The organism is Pseudomonas sp. NBRC 111140, from assembly GCF_001320885.1.
GTDB lineage: Bacteria > Pseudomonadota > Gammaproteobacteria > Pseudomonadales > Pseudomonadaceae > Aquipseudomonas > Aquipseudomonas putida_P.
This window is the reverse complement of record NZ_BCBQ01000027.1, coordinates 20,523-41,521: the sequence shown is the minus strand read 5'-3', so window position 1 is coordinate 41,521 and position 20,999 is coordinate 20,523. Positions and strand designations below refer to the sequence as shown.

General features: G+C 61.7%; 19 protein-coding genes. 9 read left to right on the top strand and 10 right to left on the bottom strand.

What is annotated here, in order from left to right:
• Positions 1 to 158: 158 nt before the first annotated feature.
• The 3 genes from APH42_RS11380 to APH42_RS11370 all read right to left on the bottom strand — a co-directional run bounded on the left by APH42_RS11380 (position 159) and on the right by APH42_RS11370 (position 3,142).
• Entirely contained in the window at positions 159 to 479 is a 321-nt protein-coding gene (locus APH42_RS11380) for a DUF2790 domain-containing protein (protein ID WP_060493311.1), read from the bottom strand.
• A 96-nt stretch (positions 480 to 575) separates the two neighbouring features.
• Entirely contained in the window at positions 576 to 1,949 is a 1,374-nt protein-coding gene (gene ppnN / locus APH42_RS11375; RefSeq protein ID WP_012271890.1) for a nucleotide 5'-monophosphate nucleosidase PpnN, read from the bottom strand.
• Between the two features lie 131 nt (positions 1,950 to 2,080).
• Entirely contained in the window at positions 2,081 to 3,142 is a 1,062-nt protein-coding gene (locus APH42_RS11370; protein WP_060493310.1) for a YeiH family protein, read from the bottom strand.
• A 110-nt stretch (positions 3,143 to 3,252) separates the two neighbouring features.
• On the opposite strand from APH42_RS11370, the gene APH42_RS11365 reads away from it, so the two are divergent.
• Positions 3,253 to 4,161 (top strand): LysR family transcriptional regulator, encoded by a 909-nt coding sequence (locus tag APH42_RS11365; RefSeq protein WP_012271892.1) that lies wholly within the window; start codon positions 3,253 to 3,255, stop codon positions 4,159 to 4,161.
• Between the two features lie 173 nt (positions 4,162 to 4,334).
• Positions 4,335 to 5,207 (top strand): RHS repeat-associated core domain-containing protein, encoded by an 873-nt coding sequence (locus APH42_RS29165; RefSeq protein ID WP_082421388.1) that lies wholly within the window; start codon positions 4,335 to 4,337, stop codon positions 5,205 to 5,207.
• 71 nt (positions 5,208 to 5,278) lie between these two features.
• Here the strand turns inward: APH42_RS29165 and APH42_RS11360 are convergent, their stop codons facing one another.
• The gene (locus APH42_RS11360; RefSeq protein WP_012271894.1) at positions 5,279 to 6,208 is read right to left on the bottom strand and encodes a DMT family transporter; all 930 of its coding nucleotides are present in this window, start codon (positions 6,206 to 6,208) and stop codon (positions 5,279 to 5,281) included.
• Between the two features lie 295 nt (positions 6,209 to 6,503).
• Complete coding sequence (locus APH42_RS11355; protein WP_012271895.1) at positions 6,504 to 7,097, bottom strand: cupin domain-containing protein; 594 nt, start codon at positions 7,095 to 7,097, stop codon at positions 6,504 to 6,506.
• A gap of 278 nt (positions 7,098 to 7,375) precedes the next feature.
• Here APH42_RS11355 and glnT point away from each other — a divergent pair, with 278 nt between their 5' ends.
• The 5 genes from glnT to APH42_RS11330 all read left to right on the top strand — a co-directional run bounded on the left by glnT (position 7,376) and on the right by APH42_RS11330 (position 13,169).
• On the top strand, positions 7,376 to 8,710 hold the full coding sequence (gene glnT / locus APH42_RS11350; protein WP_060493309.1) for a type III glutamate--ammonia ligase: 1,335 nt from the start codon (positions 7,376 to 7,378) through the stop codon (positions 8,708 to 8,710).
• A gap of 66 nt (positions 8,711 to 8,776) precedes the next feature.
• On the top strand, positions 8,777 to 9,682 hold the full coding sequence (locus APH42_RS11345) for a glutamine amidotransferase family protein (protein WP_060493308.1): 906 nt from the start codon (positions 8,777 to 8,779) through the stop codon (positions 9,680 to 9,682).
• A gap of 27 nt (positions 9,683 to 9,709) precedes the next feature.
• Positions 9,710 to 10,384 (top strand): protein glxC, encoded by a 675-nt coding sequence (locus APH42_RS11340; protein WP_012271898.1) that lies wholly within the window; start codon positions 9,710 to 9,712, stop codon positions 10,382 to 10,384.
• Positions 10,385 to 10,399: 15 nt separating this feature from the next.
• Positions 10,400 to 11,725 carry an FMN-binding glutamate synthase family protein gene (locus APH42_RS11335; RefSeq protein ID WP_060493307.1) on the top strand — a complete coding sequence of 442 codons (1,326 nt, stop codon included), beginning with the start codon at positions 10,400 to 10,402 and terminating at the stop codon, positions 11,723 to 11,725.
• A 139-nt stretch (positions 11,726 to 11,864) separates the two neighbouring features.
• Positions 11,865 to 13,169 (top strand): ammonium transporter, encoded by a 1,305-nt coding sequence (locus APH42_RS11330; RefSeq protein ID WP_060493306.1) that lies wholly within the window; start codon positions 11,865 to 11,867, stop codon positions 13,167 to 13,169.
• Positions 13,170 to 13,232: 63 nt separating this feature from the next.
• Here the strand turns inward: APH42_RS11330 and APH42_RS11325 are convergent, their stop codons facing one another.
• Together APH42_RS11325 and APH42_RS11320 are read right to left on the bottom strand one after the other, a co-directional pair.
• On the bottom strand, positions 13,233 to 14,645 hold the full coding sequence (locus APH42_RS11325) for a cytosine permease (protein WP_012271901.1): 1,413 nt from the start codon (positions 14,643 to 14,645) through the stop codon (positions 13,233 to 13,235).
• Positions 14,646 to 14,996: 351 nt separating this feature from the next.
• Positions 14,997 to 15,449: an Lrp/AsnC family transcriptional regulator gene (locus APH42_RS11320; RefSeq protein ID WP_012271902.1), complete on the bottom strand. Its 453-nt coding sequence runs from the start codon at positions 15,447 to 15,449 to the stop codon at positions 14,997 to 14,999.
• 110 nt (positions 15,450 to 15,559) lie between these two features.
• Between APH42_RS11320 and APH42_RS11315 the strand changes: the two genes are divergently transcribed.
• Positions 15,560 to 16,174, top strand: a complete 615-nt coding sequence (locus tag APH42_RS11315; RefSeq protein WP_060493305.1) for a LysE family translocator — start codon at positions 15,560 to 15,562, stop codon at positions 16,172 to 16,174.
• A gap of 66 nt (positions 16,175 to 16,240) precedes the next feature.
• Positions 16,241 to 16,873 (top strand): LysE family translocator, encoded by a 633-nt coding sequence (locus APH42_RS11310; protein WP_012271904.1) that lies wholly within the window; start codon positions 16,241 to 16,243, stop codon positions 16,871 to 16,873.
• Positions 16,874 to 16,894: 21 nt separating this feature from the next.
• Here the strand turns inward: APH42_RS11310 and APH42_RS11305 are convergent, their stop codons facing one another.
• From APH42_RS11305 to APH42_RS11295, 3 genes are all read right to left on the bottom strand, one after another.
• A complete protein-coding gene (locus APH42_RS11305; RefSeq protein WP_012271905.1) occupies positions 16,895 to 19,078 on the bottom strand; it encodes an ATP-binding protein in 2,184 nt (727 codons plus the stop codon).
• Between the two features lie 100 nt (positions 19,079 to 19,178).
• A complete protein-coding gene (locus tag APH42_RS11300) occupies positions 19,179 to 20,351 on the bottom strand; it encodes a zinc-dependent metalloprotease family protein (protein ID WP_012271906.1) in 1,173 nt (390 codons plus the stop codon).
• 83 nt (positions 20,352 to 20,434) lie between these two features.
• A complete protein-coding gene (locus APH42_RS11295; RefSeq protein ID WP_012271907.1) occupies positions 20,435 to 20,998 on the bottom strand; it encodes an NUDIX hydrolase in 564 nt (187 codons plus the stop codon).
• Position 20,999 lies beyond the last annotated feature (1 nt).

Sequence of the window (20,999 nt, the reverse complement as noted above, 5' to 3'; positions counted from 1 at the left end):
CCATCCTGGGGCCCAGCGCTTGACGGGCATCCATGCCCGTCACCTCCCTCCGCAAGGCCTGCGTTCGGCCTCCTGAAGTCGCGAAGATCAAGATCAAGATCAAGATCAAGATCAAGATCAAGATCAAGATCAAAACATGTACGATGCGGCGGTTGTATTTACTTGTTGTTGATGCACTGCGACTGCGCGCTGTAGCGAATGGTCTGCAAGCGCCCCTGGCTGTCTTCGAAAGTCATCAGCTTCGGCGTTACGGTGCAGGTTCGTGGGTCACCGGACTGTCGCACGACACTGGCGATATCCAGTTTCATGCCGTAGCGATAGTCCTCGACCGTCGGCATCGGCTTGCCCGCCTTGGCCGCATACGCCAAAACCGCCTGCTGGTGTTCAGCCAGCAACTGCTCGGTACGGTCATCGGAAAAGGCCAGCGCCTGGCCAGTCAGCACTAGCAGCAATGCGCCGCCAGAAAGTAAGGCTTTCATCCTCGAACCTCTGTAGGTCAGTCATCTCGGCACTCAGGCTATCGATGGCCAACCCACAGGGGCATGACGGCAAACTTACATTTCAGAAAGGGACGCTCAGGTCGCCACCTGGTAGCACGGTACGTACGCCGCGCCGCCGGGCAATTTCATGCGGTGCTGGTCGACGAACGCCTGCAGCAGCCGGCCCAGTGGGTCCAGCACGGCACTGTCGCCGTGAATCTGATAGGGCCCGTGTTCCTCGATCAGGCGGATGCCTTTGTCCTTGACGTTGCCGGCGACGATGCCGGAAAACGCCCGACGCAGGTTGGCTGCCAGCTCATGGGGCGGTAGCGCGCGGCGTAGGTCCAGTTCGGCCATGGCTTGGTGGGTCGGATCGAACGGGCGCTGGAAGCTCTCCTCGATCTTCAGCAACCAGTTGAAGTGGAAGGCATCGTTGCGCTCGCGGCGGAACTGCTTCACCGCCTTGAGCCCTTCGACCATGTGCCGGGAGACTTCCGCCGGGTCGTCGATGATGATCTCGTACAGGCGGTGCGCTGCTTCACCCAGGGTGGCGCCGACGAAGGCGTGCAGCTGTTGCAGGTACGGCTCGGCACTGCGCGGGCCGGTGAGAACCACAGGGAAGGGCAGGCCTTGGTTGTCCGGGTGCATGAGGATGCCCAGCAGGTAGAGGAACTCCTCTGCCGTACCGGCCCCGCCGGGGAAGATAATGATGCCATGGCCGACACGCACGAAGGCTTCCAGGCGCTTCTCGATGTCCGGCAGGATCACCAGTTCGTTTACGATCGGGTTGGGTGCCTCGGCGGCGATGATGCCTGGCTCGGTCAGGCCCAGGTAGCGGCTGCCGTGCATGCGTTGCTTGGCGTGGGCGATGGTGGCGCCTTTCATCGGCCCCTTCATCACGCCAGGGCCGCAGCCGGTGCACACATCCAGCTTGCGCAGGCCCAGCTCGTGGCCGACCTTCTTGGTGTACTGGTATTCCTCGGTGCTGATCGAGTGGCCGCCCCAGCACACCACCATCTTCGGCTCCACGCCCGGGCGCAGGGTGCGCGCGTTGCGCAGCAGGTGGAACACGTAATCGGTGATGCCCTGGGAGCTTTCCAGATCGATGCGCTGGCTGGCCAGCTCGCTTTCGGTGTAGACGATGTCGCGCAGGGCGCTGAACAGCATTTCGCGGGTGCTGGCGATCATTTCGCCATCGACGAAGGCATCGGCCGGCGCATTGAGCAGCTCCAGGCGCACGCCACGGTCTTGTTGGTGGATCCTGACCTCGAAGTCCTTGTAAGCCTCAAGGATGGTCTTGGCATTGTCGACATGGGCGCCGGTGTTGAGGATGGCCAGGGCGCACTGGCGGAACAGGGTGTAAAGGCTACCGGTACCGACTTCACTCAGTTGCTGCACTTCACGTTGTGACAGCGTTTCCAGGCTGCCTTTGGGGCTGACGGATGCATTGATGACATTGCGTTGAGGCATCTAAGTCTTTCCTGTGCGGGTAAAACATCCTTCTTTGACAACACCATACCGAGAAATGTGGACGGCAACGAGGGGGGCGTGGAAAAAGCTTGAAACCGAGTCGCCTGCAAAGCGGGCGACTCGGTCTTGAATCATCCCAACAGCTTCTGCACACCGAGGGTAATCGCCAAACCACCCCCGACCAGCCACAGGTTAAGAATCGCCCCGGTAGCCAGCGCCTTTGGCCCGGCCTGGCGGATCTGGCTGAAGCGCGTCTCCATCCCCAGCGCGGTCATGGCCATGGTCAAGGCAAAGGTGTCCAGGCTGTTCACCGCCTGGGTCACGCTGCCGGGCAGCACCTGCAGCGAATTGACCAGCACCAGGGCAAGGAAGCCGAAGGCGAACCAAGGCATGGCGATGCGCCCGTTGCCCTGCGCCAGGCCGGCCTGGCGCGACCGGCTGATCCACAGGCCCACCACCAACAGCACCGGCACCAGCAGCATGACCCGGGTCATCTTGACGATGGTGGCGATGTGCGTGGCCTCGGGGCTGACGTTGCTGGCCGCGCCGACCACCTGCGCCACTTCGTGGATGGTGCCGCCCAGCAAAAGCCCGGCGCCCATGGTGTCAAGGTGCAGCCAGCCGGCGTTGATCGCCAGTGGGTAAAGGAACATCGACAAGGTACCGAACAGCACCACGCTACCGACCGCCATGGCGCTTTTATGCGGGGCGCTGCGCAGCGCCGATTCGAATGCCAGCACGGCGGCAGCGCCGCAGATGGCGCTGCCGGCGGCGGTCAGCAAGGCAGTATCGCGGTCCAGCTTGAATACTTTCATGCCGCACCACAGGCCGATCAGCAGGGTGCTGGACACCACCAGCACCGACACGATGAGCCCCGACCAGCCGACCTCGGCAATTTCCTGCAGGCTTACCCGCAGGCCGAAGAATGCCACGGCGATGCGCAACAGGCCGCGAGCGGAAAAGTTGATACCAGCCGCCCAGCTTGCCGGTACACCGTCTCGCAGCGCGTTGCCATACAGTGCACCGGCGACGATACCGACGATCAATGGGCTGATGCCCAGGTTGGCGATGGCGGGCAGGGCAGCCAGTTGAGTGACTGCAAGCGCGAACAGCGCGACGAACAGGATGCCATTGAGCCGCCCTCGGGTAGAGAGGGTAGGGGCAAAAGCAGGGTTGGACGGAACCGTGGCCATGTGAGTCCTCCGGAAAGTGTTTCGACAAGGCCTACGTTAATCTGGTTATAAGCTTATAAAAAATCGTAATTTAGGATGGCAAATATCCGAATAGCTGATATTTTTAATTCATGACCCCAGAACAGCTGATAACGTTCGCCACCGTTGCCGAGCACGGCAACATCAGCCATGCAGCCCAGGCCTTGCACTTGTCGCAGCCGGCGGTGTCCGGCCAGCTCAAGCTGTTGCAGGAGGCCTTTGGCGAACCGCTCTATCAACGTGCCGGCCGTGGTGTGCGGTTGACGGCAGCCGGCGAGCAGTTGCTGGCCCATGCCGAGCGCCTGCGCGAGACCTTCCGCCAGGCCCAGGCATTGCGCGAGGCCATGCGTGGCCTGGAGCGCGGTACCTTGCGTATCGGTGCCAGTACCACACCCGCCAGCTACCTGCTGCCTTACCTGATTGCCGACTTCCATGCCCGCCACCCGGAGGTGCTGGTGACGACATCGCACGGCAACACGGCGGAAATCGTCGCTGCGCTGGACAGTGTCGACATCGCCCTGATCGAAGGGCCGCCCGGGCAGGAGTTGCCCTTGGGCACGGCAGTGACGGCCTGGCGGGAGGACGAGATCGTTGCCATCGTGCCCAGTGGTCATCCGCTGGCTGGCAGTGACCAGCAGGCCTTGGCGTCGCTGGGTGCCTACCCGTTGGTGCTGCGCGAGAGCGGCTCGGGGGTGCGGCAGATCGTCGAGCGGGCATTTGCCCGTGATGGTGTAGCGATGCGCGTAGCGCTGGAGATTGCCGGGGTGGAAGGGGTGAAGGAGGCGGTGCGTGCGGGGATGGGCGTTGGTTTTGTGTCGGCGATGTCCATCCGCCATGAGGATGGGGCGCTGCACAGGTTGCAGGTGGCGCCCCAGGCACTGGTGCGGCGGTTTTCCATACTGGTGCCGCATGCGGCTACACCGTCGCGGGCGGCTTCGCGGTTCCTTGAATTGTGTGTTGATATGCAAGGGGCAGGAGCGGGTGAAGTCCATTCACCTTGAAGATGTTTCTGTAACCGGTGGGAGACGTGCGGCCAGTTGCCGAAGTCTGCTACCTGATAGCGCCAGCACGAGGGTCGATATAACCAAGTAACCTGTCAAAAACGCCAGTGTTCAAAGCCCCCGTATCTATTTAAGGTGAAGGCATTCGATGTTTGAAATCTGGAGTAGTCTAGATGAGATGCAACCTTCGAAATGCTGGTATCCAGAATCGCCCGACTTATGGTCAATCCTATACACCTTACGGCTTTTCCGGTAAATCACAATATTCGCCCATTGTCGGATTCGCCGGCCAGTGGTTTGACACGATAAGTGGCTTGTATCCGCTAGGAAATGGTCGGCGTCTGTACAGCCCTTCAATCTGCCGTTTTACCCGTCCTGATTTTTTAAGCCCGTTTGGTGGCGGGGGGATGAATGCGTATGCCTATTGCTCTGGTGATCCTATGAATTATGTTGATCCTTCTGGGTCTTTCAGGAATACGTCCAGGGGGCACGTGAACCCTCAAACGACCTTGGATATCAATATTTTGCAAAAGGAGGGTTTTCCATCAAGCTTGCACCCACAGCTTTTGCATTTCCGGAAAGTGGCGAAGGGAATACATCGAGGGCCGATGGAAAAGAATGTCGTAGTTGCACGGTTATATAAGCATGACGCTCCGCACTATGCGTACACTCGATGGGACCTAAAATACAATTTTGCAACCAATGGGTTTGCAGCGGATTTTGTGGCTGGTAGCCCCATTTTTCATTTGCCGGTTGGTCACTATGAGGCGAAGCTGAATATTTTTGTCTTGGGCGTGGGACCTTTCAAACCCGCACGAGGGCTCGGAAATTCTAAATCTTACGAAGTCCGTAAAAGAGATCTTAAGGGTTTCTCTCTTCCTGCTGCTCAGCACGAGAGACCGCAGCTTGCAGGGGCAGCGTGGCCTGAAGTAGCTAAAGCAATGTGGGATGTGCGTTTCCAAAGGGAGATTGACCGGTTTGATGAGATGCTTGAGCGCTATGGACCACCAAAAGCGCCCCCTTCTCCACCCCCTAGGCGACGCTAACTCCAGAAATAAGCCTTCTCGCTTTCGTTAAGCAGGCACGGCATGCGTTGAGCCACGCCCAGGACACACATTCAATGCGCGCAGCGACTGGTATCGCCTTGCGCCGCTGGCGCCTTTCGCGCTGCCGCCAGAAGGGTAGCCAGCACGATCAACGCGGCACCCGCCGCCATACGCAGGCTCGGCTGGTCACCAAACAACCACCAGGCACCCATGATCGCGTAAACCGGCTCCAGCGCGATGATCATGCCCGCCGTGCGCGCTTCCAGCCCTTTCAGGCTCCTGACGAACAGGAATTGCGACAGGCCGGTGCAGAACACCCCGAGCAGTGCCAGGTTGATCCAGTCGCTGCTGGCCAGGCTGGTGTTGCCCAGGTGGGTGAAGGCAAACGGCGCCACCAGTACGGCCACCACCACGTTTTGCCAGAAGGCTACCTGCATGGCATTCATGCTCGATGCATTGCGGCGGTTGGCTACGGTCAGCAAGGCGAACGCCAGGCCCGAGCCCAACCCCCAAAACAGGCCGAGGGTGCCTTTGTCGAGCAGGTCGAAGGTGGGTACTACCAGCACCAGGCCGGCCGTGACCATCAGCAACAGCACACCTTGTACCGCACCGATGCGCTGGCCGAACACGCCACGCTCGACCATGGCGATGAACGCCGGGAAGCTGGCGAAGCCCAGGGTGGCAACCGCTACGCCACCGACTTTCACGGCAATGAAGAAGGTCACCCAGTGGGTCGCCAGCAGGGCGCCGGTCAGGCCCAGCACTGGCAGGTTGCGCAGGGTCAGCGCATCGAGCAGGCGTGTCCCCTTGAGCCCGGCGACGAAGCCCAAGGCAATGAAGGCGAAGGTGGCGCGGCCGAAGGTGATGATGCTGGCATCGGCTTCTATCAGGTGACCGAGAATGCCGGTCAAGCCGAACAACACAGCGGCAATATGGGCAACGCACAGGGCGTTGCGGTGGCCGGTGGCAGCACCGGCTACGGGGATTGAAGTCGCGATCATGGCAGTCAAGTCTTCACAATGTGGCGCGCGCAAACACTCCCGGCTGGCGCGGCGCGGGTCTCTAATACTGGGAGTTTTATCGTTATGAGCCCGGACGAATTGCCCGGTGCAAAAAGGCGCCACAGCGTTGGAATTGTGAAGCGAGGCTGTTTTACTCGCGGTTACCACGTCGTCCAGCCCACGGCGCGGGGCTGGTCGATGTGTGTATTATTTTTGTATACAGGGTTTTGCAGCCGATTGCGGGCGACGTGTGCTTGTCTGATCGCGACATCGATGGTTGCCTTGCAGCGCCGTCCTACTCGTCGCCGTAGTTCATGATCGACAGCAGGCGAATCGGCACTTGCACCAGTTGCTCCGGGCCGTGCGGGGTTTCGCCGTCGAAGGTCAGGCTGTCGCCAGCGTGCATGTGGTAGAGCTGGTTGCCGTGGCGGTACACCAGTTCGCCCTCCAGCAAATGGAGGAACTCGGTGCCTGGGTGGGCGAAGGTCGGGAACTCTTCGCTGGCGTCGTCCATGCTCACCATGTAAGCCTCGAAGTGCTTCTTCGGCCCTCTGGCGTGATTGAGCAAATGGTAGGTGTGGCCCTTCTCGGTGCCACGGCGCACCACCTCCAGCCCTTCACCGGCTTTTACCAGCAGGGCATTGCCGTCGGGCTGATCATATTGGCTGAACAGCTTGGCCATCGGCATACCCAGCACGTCGCACAGGCGGCTTAGGGTGTCGAGGCTGGTGGATACCTGAGCATTCTCGATCTTGCTCAGCATGCCCTGGCTGATGCCGGCGATGCGCGCCACGTCGGCGAGCTTGAGGGACTGGGCCTGGCGCTGGCGTTTGATCTGCAGGCCCAGGTATTGCTCCAGGCGAAGGCGCGGTTGGGTTTCGGTCGACATCTAATGCCCTGCACGGTTTCAGTTCAAGAATAATATTTTCGCACTTAGAAAGTGCGAAATGCAGCGGCGTGGCCGCTTCTTTCCTCAGAAGAAAACGAGTTTCCCATAAATAGAGCATAAAAAGCTGCCTGGGTTTTGCCCAGCCTGTACTGGCGTCTTGGCGGGTACAGGCCTGGATAAAGAACGCTTTGGATAAGTTGGCAAGTTCGTTGCATTCCTGTGAGGAAAGTAATTTTCTCGTGCGGAATCATTGCCCCTTACCCAGGAGTGTTCAACCCATGTTGCCAGCAGAAACCCAGCGCACGCTCGACCAACACGGCATCAAGTACGTGCTGGCGCAGTTCGTCGATATTCATGGCTCGGCGAAGACCAAATCGGTGCCGGTCTCGGGCCTGAAGATGGTCGCCGAAGAGGGCGCCGGTTTTGCCGGCTTCGCCATCTGCGGCATGGGCATGGAGCCACACGGACCGGACTTCATGGCCCGCGGCGACCTGACGACCTTGATTCCGGTGCCATGGCAGCCGGGTTATGGCCGCGTGGTATGCGTGGGCCATGTAAACGGCCAGCCGTGGCCCTACGACAGCCGTCACGTGTTGCAACAGCAGGTGCAGCGCCTGGCCGAAAAGGGGTGGACGCTGAACACCGGCCTTGAGCCCGAGTTCAGCCTGTTTCGCCGCGACGAGGGTGGCAAGCTGCAACTGGTGGATGCCTCCGACAACCTCGACAAGCCGTGTTACGACTACAAGGGCCTGTCACGCTCGCGGCTGTTCCTCGAGCGCCTGACCGAGGCGTTGCAACCGGTGGGTTTCGACATCTACCAGATCGACCACGAAGACGCCAACGGCCAGTTCGAGATCAACTACACCTACAGTGACGCCATGGAGTCGGCCGACCGTTTCACCTTCTTCCGCATGGCCGCCGGCGAGATCGCCAACGACCTGGGGATGATCTGCTCGTTCATGCCCAAGCCCGACCCCAAGCGCGCTGGCAATGGCATGCACTTTCATCTGTCGCTGGCCAGCAGCACCAACAAGAACCTGCTCCACGACCCGTCCGACAGCAGCGGCATGGGCCTGTCGAAGCTGGCCTACCACTTTGCTGCAGGGCTGCTGGCCCACGGCCAGGCGTTGTGTGCCTTCGCGGCGCCAACGGTCAACTCCTACAAGCGTCTGGTGGTGGGGCGCTCGTTGTCGGGTTCGACGTGGGCCCCGGCCTTCGTAGCCTGGGGGGCCAACAACCGCTCGGCGATGGTGCGCATTCCTTATGGTCGCCTGGAATTCCGCTTGCCGGACGCCGGTTGCAACCCGTACCTGGTCACCGCCGCAATCATTGCCGCCGGCCTCGATGGCATCGACCGCCAGTTGGAGCCAGGCGAGATGTGCAATGAAAACCTCTACAACCTGAGCCTTGAAGACATTGCCGCGCGCGGCATCAAAACCCTGCCGCAATCGCTGAAGGAAGCCGTTGACGCACTTCAAGCCGACCCGCTGTTCCGCGAGGTGCTGGGCGCCGAGATCGTCGACGAGTTCATCAAGCTCAAGCGCATGGAGTGGGTGGAGTACTGCCGGCACGTTTCCGACTGGGAAATCCAGCGCTACACCGAATTCTTCTGACCGCCCCCAATCCCTTGGGCGGCCAGCAGCAAAGCGGTCGCCCACTGCCTAGTAAGGAGCATCACCATGTGTGGAATCGTAGGTCTGTACCTGAAAAAGCCCGAGCTGCACGCCCAGCTTGGCAAGCTCTTCGAGCCCATGCTCGAAGCCATGACCGACCGTGGCCCGGACAGCGCCGGCTTTGCCATCTATGGCGACGAGGTGGCCGATGGCTGGGTCAAGTTGACCCTGCAGGCCGCTGACATCGACTACCCCTGGGCAACCCTGATGGGCCAGTTGGAAGGCCGCCTGGGCTGCTCGCTGAACGGGTTCCAGAACGCCAGCGCTGCTGTGCTCAAAGTGCACACCGATGAAGCCACCGCCCGTGCCGCGTTGGCCGAGCTGGCGCCCGACGTGCGCATCATGAGCGCCGGGCAGAGCATCGAAATTCTCAAGGGCATGGGGTTGCCGGCAGAAATTTCCAGCCGCTTCGGCCTGGCCGCGATGAAGGGCGGCCACATCATCGGCCATACCCGCATGGCCACCGAAAGCGCCGTGACCATGGAAGGCAGCCACCCATTCTCTACCGGTGCCGACCTGTGCCTGGTGCACAACGGTTCGTTGTCCAACCACTTTCGCCTGCGCCAGAAACTCAAGCGCGAAGGCATCAGCTTCGAGACCGACAACGACACCGAAGTGGCCGCCGGCTACCTGACCTGGCGCCTGCAACAGGGGGACAGCTTGGCCCAGGCCCTGGATGGCGCGCTGGAAGACCTGGACGGCTTCTTCACGTTCGCCATCGGCACCCGCAACGGCTTTGCCGTGATCCGCGACCCGATTGCCTGCAAGCCTGCGGTGCTGGCCGAGACCGACGATTACGTGGCCATGGCTTCGGAATACCAGGCGCTGGCCAGCTTGCCTGGCATCGAGCACGCAAAGGTCTGGGAGCCGGCGCCGGCCACTTTGTACGTCTGGGAGCGCGAAAGCGCCTGACTTGCCATCGAACCCCTGGAGAACCTCATGAAAACGATCGACCTTTCCAACACTGCGGTGCGCGTGCTCAACCAGTCCCTGCATGGCGAGGTGCAAGACCAGGAATGGCGGGTTACCCACCCGGACGGCAAACACAACCTGGCCGTGGGCATCAACGCTGCCGTGGCCGTGGATATCGAAGGCCACGCTGGCTACTACTGCGCCGGCATGAACCAGCAGGCCAGCGTCACCGTGCATGGCAATGTCGGTGTGGGGGTGGCCGAGAACATGATGTCTGGCTCGGTGCGGGTCAAAGGTAGTGCTTCCCAGGCCGCCGGTGCTACTGCCCATGGTGGGTTGCTGGTGATCGAGGGTGACGCCGGTGCCCGTTGCGGCATTTCCATGAAGGGCGTGGACATCGTGGTGGGCGGCAGCATCGGCCACATGAGCTGCTTCATGGGCCAGGCCGGGCGCCTGGTGGTCTGCGGCGATGCCGGCGATGCACTGGGCGATTCGCTGTACGAGGTACGTATCTACGTCAAGGGCGCGGTGCAGTCGCTGGGCTCGGACTGCATTGAAAAAGAGATGCGCGCCGAACACCTGCAAGAGCTGCAGGAACTGCTGAACAAGGCCGGCCTGGACCATAAGGCTGCCGATTTCAAACGCTACGGCTCGGCCCGCCAGCTGTACAACTTCAAAGTCGACAACGCCAGCGCATATTGATCCAGGAGCATTCCAATGAGCGAGCAATTCCCCCCGGTACTGCGTGAGTCGGCCACTTTCGATCGCCTGACCATCCAGGAAATCCAGCGTGCTGCCGAAACCGGCATCTACGACATCCGCGGCGGTGGTACCAAGCGCCGCGTGCCCCACTTCGACGACCTGCTGCTGCTGGGGGCCAGCGTGTCGCGCTACCCGCTGGAAGGCTACCGCGAGAAGTGCGGCACTGATGTGGTGCTGGGCAACCGCTTTGCGAAAAAACCGATTCACCTGAAAATCCCAGTGACCATCGCCGGCATGAGTTTCGGCGCGCTGTCGGCCAACGCCAAGGAAGCGCTGGGCCGTGGTGCGACCATCGCCGGCACCAGCACCACCACCGGCGACGGTGGCATGACCCCGGAAGAGCGCCGCCAGTCGCAGCACCTGGTGTATCAGTACCTGCCATCGCGCTACGGCATGAACCCCGACGACTTGCGCAAGGCCGACGCCATCGAGATCGTCCTCGGCCAGGGCGCCAAGCCGGGCGGTGGCGGCATGCTGCTGGGCATGAAAGTGACCGAGCGAGTGGCCGGCATGCGCACCTTGCCGGTCGGCGTCGACCAGCGCAGTGCCTGCCGCCATCCGGACTGGACCGGCCCGGACGACCTGGCGATCAAGATTGCCGAGATTCGCGAGATCACCGACTGGGAAAAGCCGATCTACGTGAAGATCGGCGCCAGCCGCCCGTACTACGACGTCAAGCTGGCGGTTAAGGCGGGTGCTGATGTGATCGTGCTCGATGGCATGCAGGGCGGTACCGCAGCGACTCAGGAAGTGTTCATCGAGCATGTCGGCATCCCGATTCTGCCGGCCATCCCGCAGGCGGTGCAGGCGCTGCAGGAAATGGGCATGCACCGCAAGGTACAGCTGATTGTCTCGGGGGGCATTCGCAACGGTGCCGACGTGGCCAAGGCCATGGCTTTGGGGGCCGATGCGGTGGCTATTGGCACGGCGGCATTGATCGCCTTGGGTGACAACCATCCGCGTCTGGACAGTGAGCTGAAGAAGATTGGCTCGGCCGCCGGCTTCTATGACGACTGGCAGAACGGCCGCGACCCGGCCGGCATCACCACCCAAGACCCCGAGCTGGCCAAGCGCCTGAACCCGGAAGAGGCGGGGCGCCGGCTGGCGAACTACCTGCGGGTGCTGGTGCTGGAGGCGCAGACCATGGCGCGGGCGTGTGGCAAGTCGCACCTGCACAACCTAGACCCGGAGGACCTGGTGGCGTTGACCGTGGAGGCTGCGGCGATGGCGCGGGTGCCGTTGGCGGGGACTGCCTGGGTGCCAGGGCAGGCGCAGTATTGAGTTGAGCATCGGGGGCCGCTTTGCGGCCCATTCGCGACACAAGGCCGCTCCTACACGGTCCCTTGTAGGAGCGGCCTTGTGTCGCGATGGGCTGCACAGCAGCCCCAAAGCCACCCACCATTCCCACAGGAGTGACGTCATGAAGCACCTCACCCTCGCTGTAATGTTGTTAGCCCTGGCCACCCAGGCCACTGCCGCCGAAACCACCCTGGACACCGGCAACACCGCCTGGATGATCTGCGCCGCGATGTTCGTGCTGATGATGTGCATCCCCGGCCTGGCGATGTTTTACGGCGGCATGGTGCGGGCCAAGAACTTTCTTTCGGTGTTCACCCAGCTGTTCGCCGTGGCCGGCGTTATCGGCATTATCTGGGTGCTGTTCGGCTACAGTCTGGTGGTCGATACCACCGGCATGGTCGAGGGCCAGCTCACCTTCAACAGTTTCATCGGCGGGTTGGACAAGGCGCTGATGCTGGATATCGGCCATGACAGCCTGGTCGGCACCATCCCCGAAGGTGTGTTTGCGGTGTTTCAGCTGACGTTCGCCATCATCACCCCAGCGCTGATTGCCGGTGGTTTTGCAGAGCGCATGAAGTTCACCGCCTCGTTGCTGTTCATGGCGGCGTGGTTCGTGCTGGTGTATGCACCTATTGCCCATATGGTATGGGGCGGGCCGGGGGCACTGATGGTCAACTGGGGAGTGCTGGACTTCGCCGGCGGCACTGCGGTGCACATCAATTCCGGCGTGGCGGCCTTGGCGGCGGCGTTGATGCTGGGCAAGCGCAAGGGCTACCCGCAGGTGGCCATGCCGCCGCATAACCTGGGTTTTACTCTGGTGGGCGCGGGGTTGATGTGGGTGGGCTGGTTCGGCTTCAACGTTGGGTCGGGGCTTGCCGCGAACCAGGGGGCAGGGGTGGTGATGCTGGCGACCATGGTGGCGGCCTGCGCGGGGATTGTCGGTTGGTTGCTGACCGAGAAGGTGATGCATGGTCGACCGACTGCCTTGGGTGCTGCGTCGGGGGCACTGGCGGGGCTGGTGGGTATTACACCGGCCTGCGCATTCGTCGGGCCGCTGGGGGCACTGGTGATCGGTGTGTTGACCGGGGCCATCTGCTTCTTTGCCGTGACCCGGCTCAAGCAGGCGCTAGGGTATGACGACAGCCTTGATGTGTTCGGGCTGCATGGTGTGGGTGGGATGGTCGGGGCGATTCTGACCGGTGTGTTTGCCGCGCCGGCGCTGGGTGGCTATGTGGAAGGCGCATCGCCCATTGGGCAAGCACTGGTGCAGTTGAAGGGTGTGGCTTTCACCTTCGTGTACTGCTTCGTGGTGAGCTGGGTAATTCTCGCGGCCATCAAGCTGACCATCGGGTTGCGGGCCAGCCGAGAGGAAGAAGAGCAAGGGCTGGACCTGGCGGAGCACAATGAGCGCGCTTATAACCTTTGACAACACGTTGTGCCTGCCGGCCCCTTCGTGGTTTTACCCGCGAAGGGGCCGGTGCAGTTTGAATCAGTGCCCCATGGCCAACTTGGCACTCATCTGCCGGCGACGGTAGGCACTGTCACGGCTGGCCAGCCACCAGTACAGCGGTGAAGTAATCGCCAGCCCTACCAGCCACGACAGGTCAGCCCCGTTGATGTGCTCGGAAATCGGCCCGACATACAGCGGTGTGTTCATGAACGGGATCTGCACCACGATACCCACCGCATAGGCGATCAGCGCCTGTGGGTTGTAACGGCCGTAGATACCGCCATCGACCTGGAAGATCGACTGGATGTCGTAGTCGCCCTTGTGAATGGCATAAAAGTCGATCAGGTTGATCGCCGTCCATGGCACCAGCACCACCAGCAGCACCAGCACCATGTCGACGAAGTGGCCGATGAAATCTGCCGAAGCGAACACCGCTACCACGCTGCAGGCTGCCAGCACGATCAACGACAGCACGGCGCGGCTCTTGGCGGTAGGGATCCAACGGTAGGCGAAGGTCTGGATCAGGGTGATGATCGACAGCACCGCACCATACAGGTTGAGGGCATTGTGGCTGATGACGCTGAGCAGAAACAGCACCAGCATGATCGGGCCGAGGGTGCCGGTGGCCAGTTTGACCGCGTCCATGGTGTCCATGCCGGCCGGGATCGCCAGCACGGCCACGGCGCCGAAAATGAACGACAGGCTCGAACCCAGGGCTGAGCCCAGGTAGGTGGTCCAGAACGTCGAGCTGACTTTCACATCTGCCGGCAGGTAGCGTGAATAGTCCGACACATAGGGCGCAAAAGCGATTTGCCACAGCGCCGCCAGCGAAACGGTGGCCAACCAGCCAGCCAGGTTGAAGCCGCCGCGGGTGAGGAAGTCGTCGCTTTGTACATGGGTGAAGATGTAGCCGAAGCCGACCACGATGCCGATGCCCAGCACCCAGGTGCCGATGCGGTTGAGCACGTGAATGAAGCGGTAGCCGATGATGCCGATGATGCCCGAGCCCAATGCACCGATGACGATGCCGACCGGTACCGGTACGGCGTCGACCACGCCATGCAGTGACTTGCCGGCAAGCACGATGTTGGACGCGAAGAAGCCGATGTACATGACGCCGGCGATCACTACCACCAGCAGCGCACCGAGGGTGCCGAACTGGGCGCGGCTCTGGATCATTTGCGGGATGCCCATTTGCGGGCCCTGGGCCGAGTGCAGCGCCATCAGCACACCGCCGACCAGGTGGCCGACCAGGATGGCGACGATGCCCCATACCAGGTTCAGGTGGAACAACTGCACGCCCAGCGCGCCGGTGACGATGGGCAGCGGCGCGATGTTGCCGCCGAACCACAGTGTGAACAGATCCCTTACCTTTCCATGGCGGTCTTGCGGGGGCACATAGCCGATCGTGTGTTTTTCTATCAGGGGTGCCGAATTGGCTGCACTGGTCATGACTGACTCCAAGGCAAGGTAGGGCATCGGGAGCTGCCCGGGGGCGTGCCGGCGATGGGCGACGCGTTCTTGTTGGAGCGATGATGCGGGGCGCGGGGATAACGAGAAATTAGTAAATATGTACCCATAAACCTTAAAAAACCTAAGGCTGACAAAAGCTTAAGCGGGGGACGGTAGCAAGGAGGGTGCCAGCAGGCGGGAAGGCTTGGGATAGAGGGGGTGAGCCCTTTGCCCGTAGCAAGTGGTGGGCTTTGCTGGTGCATCATGCCCATTTTCAGGGCAGCTGAATGGTTGCCAGTAATGGCCCTTTCGCGGGGTTGTCCGCGAAAGGGCCAGCACAGGAGCAAACGGCTACATCGGCAACAACCGGTCTTGGATCACCTCTTTCATCACCAAGGTCGAACTCAGGCGCTTCACATTGGGAATGCTGGTCAGTTTCTCGTCATACAGCTTCTGAAACGCCGGCAGGTCCTTGGCCACCACATGCAGCAAATAATCCGGGTCGCCGAACAGCCGCTGCGCCTCGACGATCTGCGGGATCTCCGCCAGTGCCGCTTCAAAGTCCGCCACCGGTTGGCGGGTTACCTCGCGCAGGGTAACGAACACCAACGCGGCAAAGTTCAGCCCCAGGGCGCTCGGCGCCAAGCGGGCGTGATAGCCCAGAATCGCTCCGGACTCTTCCAGCGCCTTCAAGCGCCGATGGCAGGGCGACAGGCTGAGCCCTACGCGGTCGGCCAGCTCGGTTACCGACAGCCGCCCATCCTTTTGCAGTTCGGCAAGGATTTTTCGATCTGTTCGGTCCATGGGGGAGAATCTTCCAGTAAATAAATGAAGAGGGGGAATATACGAAAGAAAATCCCCGGGAGGAATCCGTAATCTTTCGACATCCAACGCAGTAGATAAGGAAGATTCAAGTGGCTATCAGTGTGCTGACGGCGTTTTGGGCCGTGTCGATGCTGTTCGTGATGACCCCGGGTGCAGACTGGGCCTACGCCATCTCGGCGGGCATGCGCGGGCGCTGGGTGATGCCGGCGGTGGTGGGGATGTTGTCGGGGCATTTTCTGGCCACGCTGGTGGTGGCGGCCGGGGTCGGCAGCCTGCTGGCAGGCCACCCCTTGGCGCTGACCTTGCTGACCCTGGCGGGTTGCAGCTACCTGCTATGGCTAGGCGGCAACCTGTTGCTGAGCCCGGCATTGCCGGCGGCCGGGCAGGGCGGTGCGGGGGAGTCGGGTTCGCGCTGGGCGTTCAAGGGGTTTTGCGTCAGTGGCCTGAACCCGAAAGTGTTCCTGCTGTTCCTGGCCTTGTTGCCGCAGTTCACCGACCCGCAGTCGAGCTGGCCGGTGCCGTTGCAGATCTTGTTGCTGGGGCTGGTGCACCTGTGCAGTTCACTGGTGATCTATTCGCTGGTGGGTTACGGCGCCAAGGCGGTACTGAGCACACGGCCAGGGGCGGCGAAACTGGTCGGGCGGGTGTCGGGGGTGGCAATGATTGCAGTAGCCTTGGGACTGATTGCAGGGCAAATCAACTGAACTCACCTGTATGCGATGGCTTCGGATAAACTCGCTGCAGCCCAATGCACAACAAGGATGTGCCCCATGCCCGATATCACCCAACTGCTCACCTTCGCCCTGATCTGCCTTGGCATGGTCCTTACCCCAGGGCCGAACATGATCTACCTGATCTCCCGCTCGATCTGTCAGGGCCGCAAGGCCGGGTTGATTTCCCTCGGCGGTGTGGCCCTGGGCTTCGTTATCTATATGTTCTGCGCCGCGTTGGGCATCACTGCCCTGGTGATGGCCGTACCCTTTGCCTACGATGCGTTGCGCATCGGCGGTGCGCTGTACCTGTTGTACCTGGCCTGGCAGGCGCTGCGCCCCGGTGGTCGTTCGCCGTTCCAGGTGCGTGACCTGCCTGCCGACAGCCCGAGGCGGTTGTTCACCATGGGCTTTGCCACCAGCCTGCTGAACCCGAAGATCGCCGTCATGTACCTGTCGCTGATGCCGCAGTTCATCGAACCGGGGCACGGCAGTGTGCTGTTGCAATCGCTGGTACTGGGTTCGACGCAGATCGCCATCAGCGTCACGGTCAATGCCATGATCGCGATCATGGCCGGATCCATCGCCGTGTTCCTTGCCGGTCGCCCATTGTGGCAGCAGGTTCAGCGCTGGTTGATGGGTACGGTACTGGCTGGCCTTGCCGTGCGCATGCTGGCGGAAGGGCGCCGCTGATCGCCCATCACAAGCGTGGGTTCAGTTGCCCAGCACTTTCCCGAGCAGGCGGCACACCTGTTCTGCCGAATAGGGCTTGGCCAGGAAGGTGAACCCCTGGTGCCCCCCTTCGGCAATCGCCTCGCTGTAACCCGACGTGAGGATCACCGGCAACCGTGGGTGCAGGCGGCGTAGCTCACGGGCCAGCGCCAGGCCGCCCATGCCGGGCATGACCACATCGGAAAACACCGCATCAAAGTCACCTGCCGGTCCCTCCAGCTGCGTCAGGGCCTCTTCCGCCGAGCGCGCATAGCTGATCCGATAGCCGTGGTCTTCTAGGATTTGAGCGGTGAAGTTGCCAAGATCAGGGTTGTCCTCCACCACCAGTATTCGCCGTCGTTCGCCCTGCGCCTGCGCCTGGCTGCTGCTTGGGGCATCCGCCGGCAAGGCTGCGGGCGGTGTCTCCTGTGGCAGGTACAGGGTAAAGGTGGTGCCCTGGCCCTGAACGCTGTGCACCTGCACGTCACCGCCAGACTGCTTGGCAAACCCGAACACCTGCGACAACCCCAGCCCAGTGCCTTCACCCGGCGCCTTGGTGGTGAAGAACGGGTCGAAAATGCGCTCCAGCAGCTCGCTGGCAATACCGACACCACTGTCGCTCACCGAGATGGCCGCAAACGGGCCAGGCTGTGGCGCCTGGCCGCGCAGGGCAGGCAGGCTCTGGTCGGCCTGCAGACGCAGCAGCAACGTACCTTCGCCGGCCATGGCGTCGCGTCCGTTGAGCATCAGGTTGATCACCGCCGTTTCCAGCTGGCTGAGGTCGGCGCGGATATGGCAGGGCGCCTGCGGCAGCTTCAGTGCGACCTGGATGCGTGCGCCGGTGGCGGTGTCGAGCATTTCGGCCATGGCTTCCAACCGAGGGCCGGCCTCGAACACTTGCGGGCTGAGGGCCTGGCGGCGGGCAAAGGCAAGCAGTTGGCCGGTCAGCTTGGCGCCGCGGTCCACGGTGTCGGACATGGTCTTGATGTAGCGTTCGCGGCGTTTCTCGTCCAGGTCGGGGCGCTGCAGAAAGTGCAGCGAGGACCGAATGATGGTCAGCAGGTTGTTGAAGTCGTGGGCGACACCACCTGTCAGCTGGCCGATGGCTTCCAGCTTTTGTGCCTGGCGCAGTACGGCTTCGGTGTGCAGCAACTGGGTAGTACGTTCTTCGACGCGGTGCTCCAGGGTGGCGTTGAGCGCCTCCAGCGCTGCCATGGCCTCGCGCACTTCGGCATTGGCCTGCACCCGCTGGATATGCGCCCAGCAACGTTCGGTCACTTCGCCGATCAGCGCTTGCTCGTAGTCGGTCCATACCCTTGGCACGCGGTCATGAATGGCCATCAGCGCCGTCAACCTGCCACCCTTGATCAGCGGTATGCAGATAGTGGCCGTAATGCCGATGGCCTGAAAGGTTGCCGCCTCGTCAGCCGCCAGCTCGCGGAGGTTGTCGTTGATCACCAAAGCCAGGCCGCTGCGCAGCCGGCTGACCGCCATGTGGCCGAAGTCATGCAGGTGGTACTGGCCCACCAGGCGTGGTGAACCGGGTGCCACCGCGTCGCCGCAGATAGTGAAGCCATCCTGGTCCGGCTCCATCACCGCATAGGCACAGCTGGACAGGCCAAGGTGCTCGACCAGCATGCGGGTGGTGATGGCCATGATCTGGTCCGGGTCGTTGGCCTCGGTCACGGCGCGCCCAAGGTTGTCGAGAAAATTCAGGCGCTGGTTGGTGACCACGCTGGCGGTGGTTTCGGTGACCGTGTCGAGCATGCCCAGCACCTTGCCGTCATGGCCGCGTATCGGGCTGTAGCAGAAGGTGAAATAGGCTCGCTCGGGGCAGCCGTTACGCACGATCGCCAACGGGAAGTCTTCGATGTACACCGCTTCACCGGCCAATGCACGGTCGGCCATGCTGCTGATGTCGGCCCAAGCTTCTTGCCAGACCTCGCGGAAGGGGACGCCCAGGGCCAAGGGTTTCTGCCCGAGGATTGGCAAGAAGGCGTCGTTGTGCAGGGTAAGCAGGTCGGGGCCCCACAACACGGCCTGTGGGAAGCGCGAGGCCAGGCACAGCGCCACGGTGGTCTTGAGTGCATCCGGCCAGGCCTCGAGCGGGCCGAGGCTGGTACGTGTCCAGTCGTGGTTGCGGATGCGTTCGGCCATCAAGCCGCCGCCGTCTAACCATTTCGCCATGGCCTGATGCCGATCCTTTAGCTTGAGAAGCTAAAAGATGCACTGAGATGGCGTGATTTGCGAGTGTTTTGTAGCGGTCAGCCAGGCGAGTGGTGAGCTGTTAGCGAAAACCCGCCACGATCCCTTTGCGCTCTTCGAGTAAACGGTGGTTATCGGCGGTGTCCTTGTCCCCCAACCGGATACCGTCCACCTCGCGCTGCGGGTCTGACCAGTAAGGTAGCCGGACCGTATCCAGTCTGAAAGCGGTCATGACGGTATACAATTTTGGTCCGTCCGCTGGCTCATGAGCGTAGCCATGGCCATAGGCAAACGGACCGCTTGCGTTATCATGTGCCCCCCCTAAAAGGTGGCCGATTTCATGGGCAAAGGTGAATCTCCCGACCCCGATGCAGCGCACGTTTACTACGGTGAATGCAGTCTCGGCGCTGGCGCCGATCTCACCGGCAAATCCACAGCTCGTGTTGGCGTTGTCACGTAGCAAAACCACCACGTCGGCCTTCAAGGTGTCTCTCATATCATGGACTTCGTCCATGTAACCGTCATCGATCTTCATGAGCCTGTCCAAATCCCAGTTCGGACTGAATGACTGCTCGTAGTCCAGTGGGAACACGTCTGCAAGTTCCAGCGAAAGATCGATTCCGCTTTCGTCGAAGGTCTGGTTCGACTCCTCGATGGCCAGATGAGCCATTGCTCTCAAGTCTTCGCTGGCTTCGTCAGCCTGACGCGAAGCGACAACCAGTACCCGAATAGTGGCATGGCCCGGCTGGTAAGGCGCTATTGCGACATGTTGGCGGGGGCCGAGCATTGCCCCACTTGGTATTGACGGATCGTGGTCGGGAGGCAGCTTCGCTGCGTCGATCTTGCTCAGTACCGTTGCATCCCCACTGGGAAGGAGGCTGTAAGCCTGGCCATCGCGGCGGATGATTCCGCTAACTCGGTTGCTGGAGCGGATCAGAATGATGCTGTTCAGGGCGGCCTTGAGCGAACCGTTTGCTGCAGGGGCGGCACTCTCAGCGATGAGAGTGCCATGCCAGGCAATCGTGCCGTCTGGCAGCGTATGGACTGCTATCCGGTCTGCCAGGAGACGCCCCTCGCCGGGAATTACAAGGCTCAGGCGCTGGGTGTCCGTATCAATGCTCTGTGGATTGATGCGCACCTGCCACTGTTCGGGGATCCACGCCGCCCTGGTAGCCTGCACTGGCGGGTTGATGGTCGAACAGGCAGCTAGCGTTGTCGTTAGCAGCAGGCACAGGAGGCGATTCCAGATCTTCATGGGCACACTCCGAGTGGAGTGCATACGCTAGCAACCCGTTGCGGAACTGGAACCTGGCAGTTTTACTAGGTGGTTCGCCGGTTTCAGCGAATGAAGTGCACCTTGCCGGTGTCGTCATTGCCCATGTATATGCCATACACCCCGGCTTGGCGTTCAAGGATATAGCGCTCGAGAATCTGCCGGATCGCCGGGTAGTAGATTTGATCCCAGGGGATTTCATCCGGTTCGAAGAACTTGTAAGCCAGGGTCTCCGGCCCGTACTGCCCGGTCTCTTCGGTGACGCTGGCGCGGAAGATGATGTACACCTCGCTGATTTTCGGCACGCTGAAGATCGAATAGGGTGAGACGATGTCCGCACGAACGCCGGTTTCTTCCCACACTTCGCGCAATGCCGCCTGCTCGGTGGTTTCCCCAGCCTCCATGAACCCGGCGGGTAAAGTCCAGGTGCCCGGCCGCGGCGGGATGGCGCGTTGACACAGCAGGTACTTGCCATCGCGCTCGATGATGCAGCCGGCGATGATCTTCGGGTTGATGTAATGGATGTAGCCGCAGCCGGTGCAGTGCAGGCGTTCATGGGTGTCGCCTGTGGGAACGCCCCGGGCCAGTTCCGTGGTGCAGTGCGGGCAGTAGCGCGGGGCGTTGGGCATG